A 16,144-nucleotide genomic window follows, 5' to 3' on the forward strand; every position below is an offset into this window, starting at 1 on the left:
CGCTATTAGTATTGATATTAATAATAATTTACATTAACTCCATTCCCGTCAACCTCTGGTTCATATTTCATATAATTATTAACTATTACAATTACAGGATTTCCATTTAACGTTCCATCAAATGATGTTTTTTTATCTTCTTCCATAATGTAATAATCTTCTGTATCTTCTAGCAGCCCCTTAAAATACTTAACTAGATTTTCATATGATTCATTTGAATAATAAAATATTTGTGTCATATCCAACATACTTACATCTTCTGCATCAATATAATCGACCTTATATAAAAGCAATTCTCTTGTTTTGTTTGATTGTTCCTCTGTAGTAGGGTACATTGGCTCATCTGAATAATCATCTTCAGATTCCCAATCGTCATCCTCATAGTAATCATCATCTCCATAGTAATCATCTGCACTATTTTCATTAATTTCTATATCGTCCGGTATGTAAAAAACATCGTCATCAATTGGTGTCGTTTCATCTACCCTAACTACCTGCCAATCAATTTCTTCCTTTCCATCTTCATCTATAGATACTTCATGAAATTTTATCGGTACTAAGTACTCTAGTGAGTACCACATTTCTGTAGTTACTCCATTATTTATACTACTTTTTATATATAAAACTTTTTCTCCCTCAAAAGTTTCATAATTCGCAGTTAGAGTCATATCAGACGTATCCATTTCAATTCCTTCTAAAAAATCTACATCTATTAATCTTATAGGTAATAAATTACCCTTTGAATACTCTGCATAATCTGTATAATTCATTGTATGTACATAAGTAGCATCATCTTTTTCATTATAAATAGCTGAAGAAATGGCCTTATCCTCCCAATAAGTATCTATTCTTACATCATTATTTCTATAATAGATATCATACTTAAGTTCAAACTCAAAATCTGATCCTTTACTTGCCCCTTCAACTACCATATTAAACTCATTAGGTGGTTTTATTGATGAAATCTCATTTTTAATGCCTTCAATATTAGACTCACCCTGCTGAGATTCTTCATCAGTTTCTTCATTTTTTTGTGTTTCTTTTTCAACTACCTCTTCCACTGCTTTATTATTCTCATTTTCTCCACTGTCCTCTTCTGCATTCCCACAACCTGAAACTAAAAAAACTAAAGTCAATAAAATCATAATTAAAACTACTAATTTATTTTTCATATAATCCCCCTTTTTGATTTATTACTTTGTTATAAAAAAATTTCCTTGTATTCATAATATTATTCTATTGAAACTCCTTATTAACATCAACACATCAAAGGTAATTACTTCTTTTTCAGAGCATAACTGAAGTCACTAAATTTAGACAAAAAAATAACTTAAGTCACTAAAAAGTAACTTAAGTCCAAAACATTAGTACATCAATCGCTTAATTAAGGATAATACTTTTTCTTTATAAGGTGGATATCTCAGTGGCAAGTCAAAAAATGTTGAACTTTTGAGAATTGATTTTTCATGAGTAAAGGCTTCAAAACTATACCATCCATGATAATTACCTATCCCGCTACTCCCTCTGCCACCAAAGGGTAAGTGCTCATTAGTAAGATGCATAATTGTGTCATTGATACACCCTCCACCAAAGGGAACATCTTTAATTAATGAATCTATAAATTCTCTATTTTCACTAAATACATACAGCGCTAGAGGATCTGAATTTCTTCTTATGATATTTATTAACTCCCCGTAATTACTATAACTTATTATTGGTAATATTGGTCCAAAGATTTCCTCTTTCATAATAGGCTTATCAAGATTCAGAACCTCTATTAACGTCAAATCAATATGGAGATTTTCATCATCAGTTCCACCACCAAAAATAACTTTTCCATCACCTATATAAGATTTCACTCTTTCATAATTCCTACTATTTATCATTCTGCCGTAATCATCATTCCCTAGCAAATCATCTCCGTATAATTCTCTCACTACTTTACTAAATGTTTTATAAAAAGCATCTTTTACCTTTTCATGCACTAGTACATAATCTGGAGCCACACAGGTTTGTCCTGCATTAATTCCTTTTCCAAAAACAATACGTTTAACAGCTTTAGTCAAATTTGCAGTATCATCAACTATAGTAGGACTTTTACCTCCAAGTTCAAGGACTACTGGTGTCAAATGTTTTGATGCTTTGCTCATAACTATACTTCCTACTTTTGTACTACCTGTGAAGAAAATTTTATCAAAATGTTCCTCTAAAAGTGCCTCTGTCTCTGGTATACCTCCCTGAATAATGGAAATGTACTTATCATCGAAGGTTTCTGCTATTATTTTTTCAAGAATAATCGCCGTATTTGGTGCTAATTCTGAAGGTTTTACTACAGCACAATTTCCACCTGCAATAGCACCGATAAGTGGCGCCATTACCAACTGAAAAGGATAATTCCAAGGCCCCATAATAAGTGTCACGCCAAAGGGTTCCCTAAACGTATAAGATTTAGCTGGAAAATTTATAAGGTTAGTTTTTCTCTTTTTAACCTTGCCCCATTTTGGAAGTCCTTTCATAACGGTTTTGATTTCATTCAAAGTAAACCCTATTTCCGTAGTTATAGCTTCATGTTTAGATTTTGCAAGGTCCTTATATAGCGCCTCCGCAATATCATCTTCATATATGAGAATAGTTTTTTTCAGCTCTCTTAATTTTTGCAGTCTATATTCAATATTTTTTGTCTCACCTTTGTAGTAATAATTTCTATGTTTTTCTATGATTTTTGTGTAATTTATTATAATATATCACCCCTTTTTATACCGACTATATCATTAACTTTTTTAATTATCTTTGCCATATAGTTTCTCTCTATTGGCACTTATTTTTATTCATTACTCAAAATATTATCTAATAAATATGCTGCATTTTGACATTTTTTTATTGATTCCATTTGCATATCAAACTCAGGAGGTAACATTTCAAAAGTAATTTCATCCACAAATCCATTATTCCTTACAACATTACCATCAGCACAAGTTAAACCATATTCACAAGTATAACATTGAGAAAAAGCACCCACTAAAAATTTTGATACAACATTCATCTTATTGTTTTCTGCGAAATTCTCAACTATTTTCAGCACCTGACTATTTTCTTCATCAGCAGAGTATCCTGTTGAAAGAATAATAATAGGTTTATCTTTTAAAAGAAATGCACTTTGATGGCGGAAACAAAAACATCTTTCTAACAAACTATGTGATAATGCGTTAGGTACATTATAGTAATTCGGGACTCCTATTACTATAGCATCTGCTCTAACCATTACTTCTGCTATTTCTGGAAAATCATCTTTAACTACACATTTATTATCCTTTGTACACCCAAGACAGCTGATACAGCTTGCAATTTGTTTACCTGCAAGAGAAATATACTCTGTTTCATCTTTAACATTGGCGAGGACCTCTTTTATTGCATTAGCTGTGATTCTATTTGGTCTTGGACTTCCTGATATTCCTAAAATCATAATTTATTTTCTCCTTAGTTTAATTATTTTATTTTCATAATCTTATTTACTAAATCAACCATATTTCCTTCAGCTACATCTGGATGTTTAAAATATGGATTAAATATAACTTCTTTTCTTTTTATATATGCTGTTTTCAAACCCACTTTTTTTGCTCCGAATAAATCCCAATCATGAGATGCAACCATGACTATATTATTTACCTCTAAATTCTCTTCATCAGCCACAAATTTATATATATCGCTAAAGGGTTTATATTTTTGCACAGCATCCACAGAATAATATGTATCAAACAATTCTATTATCCCCGCATTTGTAAGTTGTTCTTTCATCATCTCTAAGGATGAATTCGATACGGCAATAACTCTTATATTATTCTGCCTAAGAATTTTAAGAGCTTCAGGTACATCTTCATATGCTGCTAAATTCCTAAATGAGCCTAATATTTCTTCCCTGGTAGAATCCGTTAATTCTTTGCCTCCTTCAAGAAAGACACTGTCTAGTACAACTTCAGCTAATTGACCGAAATTTTTATATTTATCCATACTACCCATTATTGTGGATGTATGTAAAAGCTTAGTAAACCAATACTGTAATACATATTCATCGTGAAAACTCTTCTTGAAATTCTTCTTAAGTAAACTTAAATTTAATAAAGTTTCATTCATATCAAAAAATACTGCTTTTATCATTTTGATCTTCCTCTCGCCATTTCATAGTCAACCGGTTGAATATATTTTATCGTAACTCATATAACCTTGTCAAATCTATTACCACTCCAATTGATTGTTACAATACCCCACCAAACACCTAAAATGCTTAAATTTAAATAATTTCCTAGGAAATAGAACAAAATAATATGTATCAACAACATTAAAAAGAGTGTTGAAAAGTAATCCAATACCAGATGGAAGAGCTATCTCAGATGATAGCATTTATTAAAATTTCGTTATTATTCCTAAAATAGGAATAGTTATAATCAAGCTAGCATTTGTTGCAATCCAAACAGTGTAGGCTAAATCAGAATCTAAATCATATATAGTAGGCGGTACCATAGCAATAAATCCTGTTGGCATACTTGCTAACACTAAGGCTACTTTTAATGGCAACCCATCGTTTATTTCTTCTAAGCCTAAAATATAAGCTAATATTGTAATAGTAACAGGTACTATAACAATCTTTATTATAACAATTAATAAACTAGGTTTGATATATTTACCCATATTGTTGAATTTCAAATTTAAACCTATAGAAGCTAGCAATATAATTGTCATTAGTGGTATTACTATACTATTGAGTTCACTGTAAAATTTTGGACGATCTACTGATAAAAAATTTAGAATAAGCCCTATTGATATACTCAAAAAAGCTACAATTATAAAAACATCGCTAAACACATTCTTTAATCTTGTCCATAAAGATTCTCTCTCTGAGCTTGCCCCACTATATGCCTTCGCTATTGGAAATCCTATACCATAGTAAGTTAATTCTTCAAATAATTTATACAACGGTACAAGGGCGTAACCCACTTCTCCAAAAAAAGTAAAACAAATAAGTCCTCCAATGGTACCTAAGTTAGTAAAACTACCGCTGATTACATATGCTCCCATCTGTTTTCTATTTAATTTTTGTAATTTCCCAAATATAAATGCCGTTATCCCACCCAAAATCAGAGCAAAGAACCCTAAAAAAGGTAAAACCATTAGCTTTATGCTATTTAAATTAACTATCCATAGCGCCCCTACTAATGCTATAGGATTTAGAAACAGTAATGCAACTTTCTGCATATTTCTAGTTAATTTTTCTGTAGTTAACGGGATTGTTATCCATTTGTTTTTTATGAATATTTGTAATATGTAACCTATCAAGAGACCAATAATTATTAGACTAAGTGAAAAAATAAATTTATTCATAAATACCTCCAACAAATTGTATTCTAACAGTGTAACTCAACTATATTATACTATACTTTTAATATGATTTCCCACAAATGTAAAAAGCTACCCAAAATTGAGTAGCTGAAAATAAGTTTCCAATCTGTTTATTTCATTTGGTTTATAATACTTGCATTATAAGCCGCACCAAATCCATTATCAATATTAACTACACTAACTCCACTAGCACAACTGTTTAACATAGATAAAAGAGCTGCGATACCTCCAAGATTTGCTCCATAGCCTACGCTAGTTGGTACTGCAATTATAGGTTTATCTACTAATCCACCTATAACGCTAGCAAGAGCCCCTTCCATTCCTGCGACAACTATTATAACCCTTGCTTTTTTTATATCTTCAAGACGATTAAATAATCTATGAATACCCGCTACACCTACATCAACAATTTTTTCTACTTTGTTTCCTAATATTTTTGCAGTTTCATATGCCTCTTCAACTACTGGTAGATCAGAGGTTCCCGCAGCTACAATTGCTATTGTGCCTTCACTAATTTGGAGTTCTTGGTTCATTATAACAATTGTTTTTCCAAGTTCGTTATACTCTGCATTGTCACAACATTTTTTTACTGCTTCAAACATAGATTTTGATGCCCTTGAAACTAATACATTTTGCTTATTTGAAGTCATATAAGCTGCGATATCGGCAACCTGCTGGTCTGTTTTACCTCCACCATAGATTACTTCTGGATATCCTACTCTTCTTTGTCTATGATTATCTATAGTTGCAAAGCCAAGATGGCCAAATTCAGGCAAATCAATTGTATCAACAGCTTCATCAATGGATATTTCACCTTGCTGAACTTTAGAAAGTAATCCTTGTAATTCACTTTTATCCATATTTACTCTCCTTAGATTTTACTTATTAGATTTCATATATAATATTTATTAAAATTATACTTCATTTCTTGGTTCTATATATTATCATTAATTAGTAATTTGTTTATTTAAACTTCCCATAGAATATCCAGCTGCTTCTATTGCAACATATCTATAGCCAACGGCTTTTATTTTTTCTGAAATTTGGTCTAATAAATCAACATCAAAAAGTTTTTCTCTTAATTCTCTTGCCACTTCTATTCTTGCCAAATCGCCGTGAGACCTTACTCTAACAGCCCTAAATCCTAACGCCATCATAATTAGTTCTGCCTCTTCTATTCTTCTAAGCTCTTCTTTGTCTATAGTAGTTCCATAAGGTAATCTAGTTAAAAGGCAAGCATAAGCAGGCTTATCATGTGTATGAAGACCAGCTTCCTTTGATTGCTCTCTTATCATATCTTTTGTCCACTCACACGCCATAAGTGGGCTTTCCACCCTTAGTTCAGCTAAGGCTTTCAAACCAGGCCTATAGTCTTTAGTGTCATCAAAATTAGTACCATCTATGATAGTTTTAACTCCTTGTCTTTTGGCTTCTTCTATTATATTACTAAAAACTACTTTTTTGCATAAATAACATCTATCTACAGGATTATTTTCTATACTTTCTTCAATTCCCAGTGGGATAATAATATGTTTTATTCCTATTTCCTTAGCTAGTTCCTTAGCTTCTTCAATTTCCCATTTAGGTATATATGGAGTTTCAATAGTTATTGCAACGGCTTTATCTCCTAGAGCTTCTCTTGCAATATAAGCTACAAAGGTACTGTCAACACCACCTGAAAAAGCTACCCCTACACTTTCAAGCCCTTTTATATACTCTATAAGTTCTTTTGTTTTATTCATAATCATTCACTCTCCTATTTATTTTCTGCCAAATATACCCTTAATAAATTAGGTACTTCAAAATCTTTATTCCCTACACCATATCCTATTTTAGTAATATTTAAATCTTTAGAATCACTAAATTCATTTACATTTGCCTTTAGAATGGCGGCTCCAGTAGGTGTTGTAGTCTCGTATGGAACTACATCAAATTTTAATGGCACATCTTTTAAAATCTCTACAGTTGCAGGCGCAGGAACTGGCATCATTCCGTGGGCACATTTGACAAATCCGCCCCCTACTTGTACTTTAGATGCCATAATTTTGTCAACTTTTAAAGCATCAATGCAAATAGCTGCACCAACTATATCAACTATAGAATCCGTAGCTCCTACTTCATGGAAATGTACTTCATCAATAGTTTTCCCATGAACTTTAGCTTCAGCTTCTGCAACAAGGCGGAACATTTCAATAGCTCTACATTTAACCTTTTCCTTTAGGTCACTAGATTGTATCATATGACGTATGCTCCCAAAATTCCTATGGGAATGATGATTATCTTTATGTGAATGATGGTGATTATCTTCATTATGTGTATGAGTATGATTGCACTCTTGCTCACTATGTAAGTGGTTATGCTGGTGAGCTCCCTCTATATGTGAATGGGTATTTTGGTATTCTTCCCCTTGCTTTTGTTCATGATTATGACTATGTTCGTTATCATGATTATGATTATGTTCATCACTATGTACCTTTGGGTGTTTATGTTCATGCATAAACTGATGGCTCCCATTATGAATGTGTTTATTATGCTCTTGTTCTACACCTTGTTGATTATGTAGTATAACATCTACCTTACTACCACTAATACCATGTTTCATATCTCTAGATAACTCTAGATGGAATTCCTCATCTATATTAAGCTTTTGAAGCTCTTTTTCCAAATAATCAAAGTCAACACCCAAGTCAACTAGTGCTCCTAAATTCATATCTCCACTAATTCCACAAAAAACATCATAGTATAATATTTTCATATTCGTCTCCTTTGTTAATTATTATTATTACATATTGGGCATGCCTGAAGTCTTAAAGGTGGCTCTAACCCATTCTCTTCTAACAAATTCTTATTTCTATATATATTCATAGGTAAATCATCAGCTACAATTGACCCCTGGTTTAATACAATAACTCTATTATCAGTCATTTCTATAATAATCAGAGCTCTCACGAAGGATTAACTTATATGGTAAATTCACTTTCATGGAATAGTCTCTTTTGTTTTCAATTCTCTCAATTAGCATTTTAACAGCTTGTTCTCCTAGTTTCTTTCTAGGCACTGCGACACTCGATAATGGCGGTGTTACAAACTGAGTCATTTCAACATTATCAAAACCTATTATGGCAATATCTTCTGGAATATTAAATCCTTCTTCTTTTAAAGCTTTCATTACACCAAAGGCTACAGCGTCATTACCACAAAATAAAGCCGTAGGTAATTTTTCTTTGTTTTTATTACTAAGATATTCTTTCATATTATTGTAGGCTAATGTTGTTTTTAATTCAGTTGATACCACATAATCTACATCAATAGGCATATTGTTTTTTTGCAAAACATCGCAATATGCTTTATATCTGTTCTCATTAATCATTTTTTTGTTCCTTGAAGTTATGCCAACGTAACCGATCTTGTTGTGTCCCATATCTATTAGATGTCCAATGGCAGCTGTTGCTCCATCATAACCATTACAAATGACTTCATCAAATGAATCTTCAACTCCATTTACCCCTGCATATACAATATGCTCCACAGCCCCTTTTATCATATCTAAGGTACTGTAATCAATACTTCCCATAAGAATGATTCCATCAACATCATACTTGGTTATGTATTTATAAATTTCATCATACTTCATATTACCTGCCTGCAAAGTAAAAGCTAGATTGTAGGCTGTTTTATTTAGTTCATGTTGTATACCCAAACCAATACAAGAGAAAAAGGGATCATTGTTCAAATCAAAAGTTGAGGTAAATACACAGCCAATCTTATTTGCAATTACATCCTCTTCCTCGCTACCTTTTACTAGATTCCTAGCACTCTTATTGGGTATATAACCCATTTCTTTAACTATTTTCCAAATGTTATCAACGGTTTCCTGACTTGCAGGCTGTTTTCTGTTGCCATTAAGTACCCTTGAAACTGTTGTAATTGAAACTCCTGCTACTTCTGCAATGTCTTTCATTTTTATTTTCATAATTAAACCTCGTCTTTTAAATAGTAACATAGCTTATACTAAAGTATCAACAAAAATTATATTCGTTTTAGCCAACCGTTTGGCTAATTAAATATATTTAGTAATTATCAATGTGCAATTAATGTTGATTCAAGGATTAGCTATAAAACTACATTAAAAGTTGACCTCCTATTTCTTCTGCATATAAAATTTATATGTTTTACGTTTCTGAGCTTATTTATATAATATCATCTGAGAAAAAACCTACAAGTATGAAGATTTTTCATACCTTTTCTTTTTTTCTTGAAGCAATCAGCATTAACCTTCATTAATTCCCTAGTCTTTTTTTGAATATTCTAGTGAATTTCATGTTATAATTAGACTGTATTCATAGAAACTAATTTTTTGAAATACATTCACCTATAAATATTATTATTTCACCATAAAATTAAATCTAGGAGGTTAAATTATGATAGTTTCACACAAATCCAAAGTAGAAGAAGTTAAAATTGATAATCCTGAGGTTAAAGGTGCCTTTATGAAAGTACTTATTTCTCCAGAAGAAGGCTGGGAAGGTTACGTTATGAGAACCTTCAAACTAGAAAAGGGAGGATTTACTCCAAGACACACTCATGCATGGCCTCACATAAATTATATTATTAGTGGACAAGGAGTTCTTCATCTTGATGGCGAAGACAAACAGATAGAAGCTGGCTCATTTGCATATGTACCATCAGACAAACTACATCAATTTATGAATACTGGTGATTCTGAGTTAGAATTCATTTGCATTGTGCCAAAAGAAGGACATAAATAGTTCATTATGAATTGCTACCCTTAAAATACTGATAATAAATATCCAATTATGATTATATTCAAAAATATGTTTAAAACATTATATTTATTTTATAAACAATAAAAGCCAACGAAAGCAACTGTCAAAGCTACTTTCATTGGCTTTTCAATATTAAAATTCCGCATCACTTGTGCAACTAAAAATAAACTTTCCCTCTTCATCTTTCGCAACTATTTTATACGTAAAATCTTTTAAGTCAGCCTCTAGTGTAGCTATATGTCCATTATTTTTCCAAGTTAGTTTTAAAACATTATCTTCTGACTCTGCAACTTCTAATTTTGCATCAAACCCAAAAGCAGGACAAGTATTTCTAAATCTTAAAAGCTCAATTTGTGCTTCAACTACATCTTTTCCTAATAATTCTATTGCTTCATCTACTTTTATGTTAGTTCTATTGATTTCTTTATGTCCACCTACCCCAGCTTTTTCAACTGCTTCATAATTATTTTTCCCTGCAAACAAGTCCAAATACCAAATCTGAGGTTTTCCTGGCATAAATAATTGAATAGCTCTTGCAAGTAGTAGCTTTTGATCATCTTCACCTAATGCACTATAGTATGTTGCATTTACTTGGTAATACATATTCTTCTTTCCGTGAAGGTCTTTAACATATCCGCCTCTATCTACTACAATTTTAATTAACTTTTCTATTTGCTCATCTTTTAACAATCCTTTTAAATCAAGAAGTGGAATACCATCATGACACCCAAGCATATTTACAGTTTTTATATTTTTTTCTACAATATCACTAATCCATTTAACCAAAGTTTCCTTAGAATTTCTTTCAAAAGCATCAATGATTAGCCCTGGTAAAAAGAAGTCATAAGTCATGAAGCCTTTTTCTGCTACTATCTCATGAGTTTTATCCTCATACTTTGAATGAATTTCAGGTAAAAGCTTTAAATCATGTTGGTCAGCTAATTCTTTAACTTTATATAATAAGTCCCAAGTTCCCGGTTCATTAAAAAAATTCTTCTCACCTGGCTCTTTTGGTGCATAAGCAAAGGCATCTAGTCTTACAATTTCTGCTCCATATTGAGATAGCTTTTTTAAAGTATCTTCATAAAACTCCCAAACTAATGGTGATTTAATATTTAAATCCATTTGTCCTAAATACTTACGCCTTGATTCTAATAGATCTATAGCCTTTTCACTATAAGCTTCAAATCTTCCAAATTCTATATCCTTTGGTTTTATTTCTTTATCAAGAGATTCATTGATAACCTTTGAAAGCATTTCTGCAGCCCTATATTGAATATCTATTTCCTTCATCAAATCTTGGGCATCTACTCTATCATATTTTACTTCTTGATAGAAAGTATTCCAGTATGGCACCTCATTTCCATCAGGCATACGAACATTTAAAATAGGAAGTCCTGGTTTTCTAAAAAACATATATTTAATTAACTCTTCATCTGGTTGAATATATCCATCAGGAGTCATTTCACCGTGGCCTTGCCAAAATTTATTCCAATTAATAAAGAAATCCTTATATTTAGAAGCTTCACCATTTTTTAATATATCCTGAAATTGCTTTGACAATACTGAGGCATGATTTAGTATAAAATCAAACTTAAAACTTATACCTTCTTCCTTTAATTCCTCTAAATCTTCTTTTGATGCATACATTTCATTTAACTCATAGTCTATTACAGAAAATCCTCTGTCTAAGTCTGTATTAAAAAGGCTTGGAAGTATATAGAAGGATTCAAAAGCCCCTTTAACCTCAGATTTTTTTAAAAAATCAACAATATCACCTAAAGTTCCACCTATGCTATCTGGATAAGCATTTAACATAGCCCCAGCCTTTGTAAAATTACTATTCATATTATTCCTCCTATAAAAATCAACAATTCTTTAAAACAGAGCTTTAAGTTTAAATTACCCCATTAGTTTTTGGTATTCTTCATATGAGATTATTTCTCCACTTTTAGTTAATATAATTTTTGCATTTTTAGTTTGCGTTGCTAATTTTTCTTGCTCTAATTCTAAAACCATCATAGTAAATGGACTATCTGTTTTGCCATCTCTATTACGAGCTTTGCGATGAGCAAGGGTTTCTTCTGGTGTACTATTTAAAAGAATTGGTATATCTACTCCTTCTAAATTCGGATTATTACCATGTGTCCATTCAATTACTAATACTTTCTTGCCTCTAAAATCCACTTCATCATACCATAATTCTTTTTCTTCTCTTCCCATTCTCTTAAGCATAATTTCATCTGCACCATTTTTAAATTGAGCTATTATATTACTTAATTCAGCGAAATCAATTTCGTTTGGTGTTCCTAAGTAATTTTGAAGTCCTTTGCGGCCTTCTTCCTGATAAACAGCGAGCCAAGGAAATTCTTTTATATATTCTCTACTAGAGTCATTTCCACTATCTTGTAGCTCTTGAATTTTAGCATTTCTTTCTTTTGTAAATTCATAACGAGCAACTAATCCTTTGACTGCACTTTCTTTAAAAACTCTTTCTCTTTCTGCATCATTTTTTTTGGGTATTCTATGAGGATAGTTATCGCCTGATAGTACATAGCTTCCAATATTCATAGCATTTAAATAATATGCAATTAAAGCACCTGTTTCGGATTTTCCTACACCTGAGCCACCATGAACAGCAATAACAGCACGTCCATTAGACTGCTTATTTAAAACTGGAAGTAATAACTCTAACAAATTCGGGAAAATAACTCTTGCTTTTTCTAAATGTTTTTCGTTTATTTCAATTTTATCTCCTGGCATATCCCCTTTTGGAATAGCGTTTAAATCAGAAATTTCGGGCGCTACCCACTCACCGTCAAGAGAAATTTTCTTAATTTCTTTCATATTTTCATTAATTGAATTTTTACACATAATAAAACCTCCTCATCTATAATATTTTTGAATGTGTTTTAACTAATTGTTTATTTATAAAGCAATTTATATTAAAAGTTTTATCTATAATGGATTTGCAATTAATATTTTTTTTATGCTTTTTTAAGAAACCGGTTTCCCTTGTTTTACAATAATAATCTTACTTCTTTCTTTTAGTGCTTTGTCTAATAACTATTTCAGTTGACAGAACAATATTTTGTGCTTTAGATTTAGATTGAATTTCAGATATTATTGTTTGTATAGCTTTTTGGCCTAACTCATATATAGGTTGTTTAACAGTAGATAAGGATGGAATAAACATTGATGCTAAAGGAATATCGTCAAAACCAATTACAGATATGTCATCTGGTACTATAAGTCCACTTTCATGTGCACATTTTATTGCCCCAAACGCCATATGATCACTAGCACAAAATATAGCCGTTGGGAGCTGTTTGTGTGTAAGTAGTTTCCCCATAGCATTATAACCACCTTCTACAGAAAAATCTCCTTTCACTACTAATTCTTCATGAAAATCTATATTACTATCTATTATAGCTTGTTTATATCCTTCAAATCTATCAAAATCAACGGAATTATTATCAATATCGCCTCTTATCATTGCAATTTCTTTATGATCTAAATTTATCAAATAACTAGTTGCATCATAGGCAGCACTATAATTATCTACATCTATACTTGAAATAGACAATTCTTTAAATCTTCTACTAACTGAAACTACAGGAATCTTATTTTTTTGAAAAAATAATTTGTGAGAGTTTTGTATTGTAGTTGTTAAAAATACTATTCCATCTACTTGATGATTTTGAAGTATTTCTAAATACTCAATTTCTTTTTCTTCATTTTTATAGGTATTACAAAGCATAATGTGGTATCCATTTTCATTAGCACCATCTTGTATTCCTTTCACTAATTGCGAAAAAAATGGATTTCCTATATCAGGAATTATTACGCCAATTATGTTTGTTGTTTTATTAACTAGACTTCTAGCAATGGAGCTTGGTTTATAATTATTTTCCTTAATGGCCTTTTCAACTCTCATTCTAATCTCATCACTTACAGGTTTACTTTCATTAAGCACTCTAGATACTGTTGCTTTTGATACTCCTGCAATTTTTGCTATATCATTTATCGTTGTCTTCAATTTATTTTCCTCCATCTAGAATGGTTTAAAGAACTCCCTTTCTATTATAGGAAACCGATTTCCAAATGTCAATTGATTTTTCATACTTATTACTAATAAAATAACTAAAGCTTAAAATCTCAAACTACATAAAGTCTCTTTTTCTATACATTAATGACAAACACCTGCCATTTTTGACAGGTGTTCATGAAAATTATTTTACTGAGCCTTGAAGAACACCATTTATTATGTGTTTTTGTATGAATAGATATACAATCAATACTGGTAATACTGTCAGCATCAAACCAGCCATAGATAGTCCATACTCAACAGTATATGTGCCTGAAAAATAGTATGTTGATAATGGTAATGTTCTTTCTTTTTCAGCTATCAATACTAGATTTGGCAATAAGAAATCGTTCCAAATCCAAAGAACATCTAGTATTACAATTGTCATAGTTGTTGGTTTTAGCAAAGGAAAAACTACTTTCCAGAAAGTCTGAAATTGAGTACATCCATCAATCATAGCAGCTTCCTCTAAAGATTTAGGTATACTCTTGATAAAACCATGATACATAAAAATTGCAAGAGACGAACCAAATCCTAAATACATATAAATCAAAGACCATTTATTATTGAAAAATCCAATTGATCCGTAAATTTTAACTAAAGGAATCATTATACCTTGAAATGGTATTATCATTGAAGCTAACATTCCAAAAAATATTATTTTGTTGATCTTCCAATTTTTCCTTACAAATATATAAGCAGTCATAGATGAGAAAAGAGCTATTATAGCAACAGAAAAAAAAGTTATTATCAAAGAATTCGTAAAACTATGGAGATAATTCATTTTCTTGAATGCATCTATATAGTTAAAGAAATTAATTGCATTTGGCAAAGCTAATGGATTTGCTATAATTTCTTTTCTATCTTTAAACGAATTGATAAGCACAAAGACAAATGGAACAATATAAAAAACTAAAATCACGCTTAATATAATAAACTTTAATGCATTCATTATTCTTTTCGTTCTTTTCATTATGCTTCAACCTCCATCCTCTTAGTAGTGTAAACCTGCACTAAAGTAACTGCTGCAACCATCAAAAACAAGAAGAATGCTTCTGCTTGACCTACGCCATATTGTTGGGATAAGAAAGCTTTATTATATACATGCATCGCAACTAATTCAGTACTTTTATATGGTCCACCACCAGTTAAAGCTATATTTAAATCATATACCATAAATCCTCTTTGAAGTGTTAAAAATAGACAAACTGTAAAAGATGGAATCATCATAGGTAATACGATACTTTTCAATTTTGTTAAAGGGCTAGCTCCATCAATATCAGCTGCTTCTAATATATCAGCAGGAACATTCATAAATCCTGCAATATAAATTATCATCATATACCCTGAATACTGCCAAACAGTAACAATTACTAATGTCCAAAAGGCTTTATCAGAATTAGCAAGCCATGATGCTGAAAAAATAGTTAAATCAAAATTATTACCTAAATAAACTAAAACATTGGAAAAAATAAACTTCCATATGAAACCAAGTAAAATCCCACCTATTAAGTTAGGAGTAAAAAAACCTGCTCTAAAAAAGTTTTGTCCTTTTGTTCCACTAGTTAAAATAAAAGCTAATAAAAATGCCACTACATTAACAAGAACTACACAAAACAAAACATATTTTATTGTTAAACCAAAGGATCCCCAAAATACTGTATCCTTAAATACACTTAAATAATTATCAAAACCAACAATACTATGTGCAGAAGAAATACCATTCCAGTTTGTAAAGGTCAAATATATACCAAAAACAAAAGGTAGAATTATTACTGTAAGAAAGGCGAAGGTAGATGGTCCAGCAAACATTATATAGGTTTTAAGTTTTTGCATAAAACTCTTTTCCTGATTCATTTTAACACCCCTTTGTATG

General features: G+C 31.0%; 16 protein-coding genes. 1 reads left to right on the top strand and 15 read right to left on the bottom strand.

From position 1 onward, the window contains the following. Positions 1 to 17: 17 nt before the first annotated feature. From ACVHXK_RS12815 to ACVHXK_RS12860, 10 genes are all read right to left on the bottom strand, one after another. Entirely contained in the window at positions 18 to 1,172 is a 1,155-nt protein-coding gene (locus ACVHXK_RS12815) for a hypothetical protein (protein WP_461206796.1), read from the bottom strand. Between the two features lie 192 nt (positions 1,173 to 1,364). Beyond that, positions 1,365 to 2,741 carry an aldehyde dehydrogenase gene (locus ACVHXK_RS12820; protein ID WP_461206828.1) on the bottom strand — a complete coding sequence of 459 codons (1,377 nt, stop codon included), beginning with the start codon at positions 2,739 to 2,741 and terminating at the stop codon, positions 1,365 to 1,367. Between the two features lie 83 nt (positions 2,742 to 2,824). Further along, positions 2,825 to 3,463 (bottom strand): flavodoxin family protein, encoded by a 639-nt coding sequence (locus ACVHXK_RS12825; protein ID WP_461206797.1) that lies wholly within the window; start codon positions 3,461 to 3,463, stop codon positions 2,825 to 2,827. Positions 3,464 to 3,486: 23 nt separating this feature from the next. Further along, positions 3,487 to 4,155, bottom strand: coding sequence for a haloacid dehalogenase type II (locus ACVHXK_RS12830; protein ID WP_461206798.1), 669 nt, complete (start codon positions 4,153 to 4,155; stop codon positions 3,487 to 3,489). Between the two features lie 246 nt (positions 4,156 to 4,401). Next, positions 4,402 to 5,376, bottom strand: coding sequence for an AEC family transporter (locus ACVHXK_RS12835; RefSeq protein ID WP_461206799.1), 975 nt, complete (start codon positions 5,374 to 5,376; stop codon positions 4,402 to 4,404). A 128-nt stretch (positions 5,377 to 5,504) separates the two neighbouring features. Next, complete coding sequence (gene larB / locus ACVHXK_RS12840; RefSeq protein ID WP_461206800.1) at positions 5,505 to 6,254, bottom strand: nickel pincer cofactor biosynthesis protein LarB; 750 nt, start codon at positions 6,252 to 6,254, stop codon at positions 5,505 to 5,507. Between the two features lie 87 nt (positions 6,255 to 6,341). After that, positions 6,342 to 7,142 (bottom strand): ATP-dependent sacrificial sulfur transferase LarE, encoded by an 801-nt coding sequence (gene larE, locus ACVHXK_RS12845; protein ID WP_461206801.1) that lies wholly within the window; start codon positions 7,140 to 7,142, stop codon positions 6,342 to 6,344. A gap of 8 nt (positions 7,143 to 7,150) precedes the next feature. Beyond that, complete coding sequence (larC, locus tag ACVHXK_RS12850) at positions 7,151 to 8,149, bottom strand: nickel pincer cofactor biosynthesis protein LarC (protein ID WP_461206802.1); 999 nt, start codon at positions 8,147 to 8,149, stop codon at positions 7,151 to 7,153. A gap of 14 nt (positions 8,150 to 8,163) precedes the next feature. Further along, on the bottom strand, positions 8,164 to 8,319 hold the full coding sequence (locus ACVHXK_RS12855) for a hypothetical protein (protein WP_461206803.1): 156 nt from the start codon (positions 8,317 to 8,319) through the stop codon (positions 8,164 to 8,166). Then, entirely contained in the window at positions 8,312 to 9,367 is a 1,056-nt protein-coding gene (locus ACVHXK_RS12860; RefSeq protein ID WP_461206804.1) for a LacI family DNA-binding transcriptional regulator, read from the bottom strand. The genes ACVHXK_RS12855 and ACVHXK_RS12860 overlap by 8 nt, the downstream gene beginning before the upstream one ends. Positions 9,368 to 9,815: 448 nt before the next feature. Between ACVHXK_RS12860 and ACVHXK_RS12865 the strand changes: the two genes are divergently transcribed. After that, on the top strand, positions 9,816 to 10,163 hold the full coding sequence (locus ACVHXK_RS12865; protein ID WP_461206805.1) for a cupin domain-containing protein: 348 nt from the start codon (positions 9,816 to 9,818) through the stop codon (positions 10,161 to 10,163). 150 nt (positions 10,164 to 10,313) lie between these two features. On the opposite strand, the gene ACVHXK_RS12870 is transcribed toward ACVHXK_RS12865, so the two are convergent. From ACVHXK_RS12870 to ACVHXK_RS12890, 5 genes are all read right to left on the bottom strand, one after another. After that, positions 10,314 to 12,029 carry an alpha-amylase family glycosyl hydrolase gene (locus tag ACVHXK_RS12870; RefSeq protein ID WP_461206806.1) on the bottom strand — a complete coding sequence of 572 codons (1,716 nt, stop codon included), beginning with the start codon at positions 12,027 to 12,029 and terminating at the stop codon, positions 10,314 to 10,316. A 54-nt stretch (positions 12,030 to 12,083) separates the two neighbouring features. Further along, positions 12,084 to 13,055 carry an adenylylsulfate kinase gene (locus tag ACVHXK_RS12875; protein WP_461206807.1) on the bottom strand — a complete coding sequence of 324 codons (972 nt, stop codon included), beginning with the start codon at positions 13,053 to 13,055 and terminating at the stop codon, positions 12,084 to 12,086. Between the two features lie 160 nt (positions 13,056 to 13,215). Next, entirely contained in the window at positions 13,216 to 14,220 is a 1,005-nt protein-coding gene (locus ACVHXK_RS12880; RefSeq protein WP_461206808.1) for a LacI family DNA-binding transcriptional regulator, read from the bottom strand. A gap of 193 nt (positions 14,221 to 14,413) precedes the next feature. After that, the gene (locus ACVHXK_RS12885) at positions 14,414 to 15,241 is read right to left on the bottom strand and encodes a carbohydrate ABC transporter permease (protein WP_461206809.1); all 828 of its coding nucleotides are present in this window, start codon (positions 15,239 to 15,241) and stop codon (positions 14,414 to 14,416) included. Continuing rightward, positions 15,241 to 16,125: a carbohydrate ABC transporter permease gene (locus ACVHXK_RS12890; protein ID WP_461206810.1), complete on the bottom strand. Its 885-nt coding sequence runs from the start codon at positions 16,123 to 16,125 to the stop codon at positions 15,241 to 15,243. Before ACVHXK_RS12890 ends, ACVHXK_RS12885 begins: the two co-directional genes overlap by 1 nt. Positions 16,126 to 16,144 lie beyond the last annotated feature (19 nt).

This window comes from Clostridium sp. DL1XJH146, from assembly GCF_054819755.1.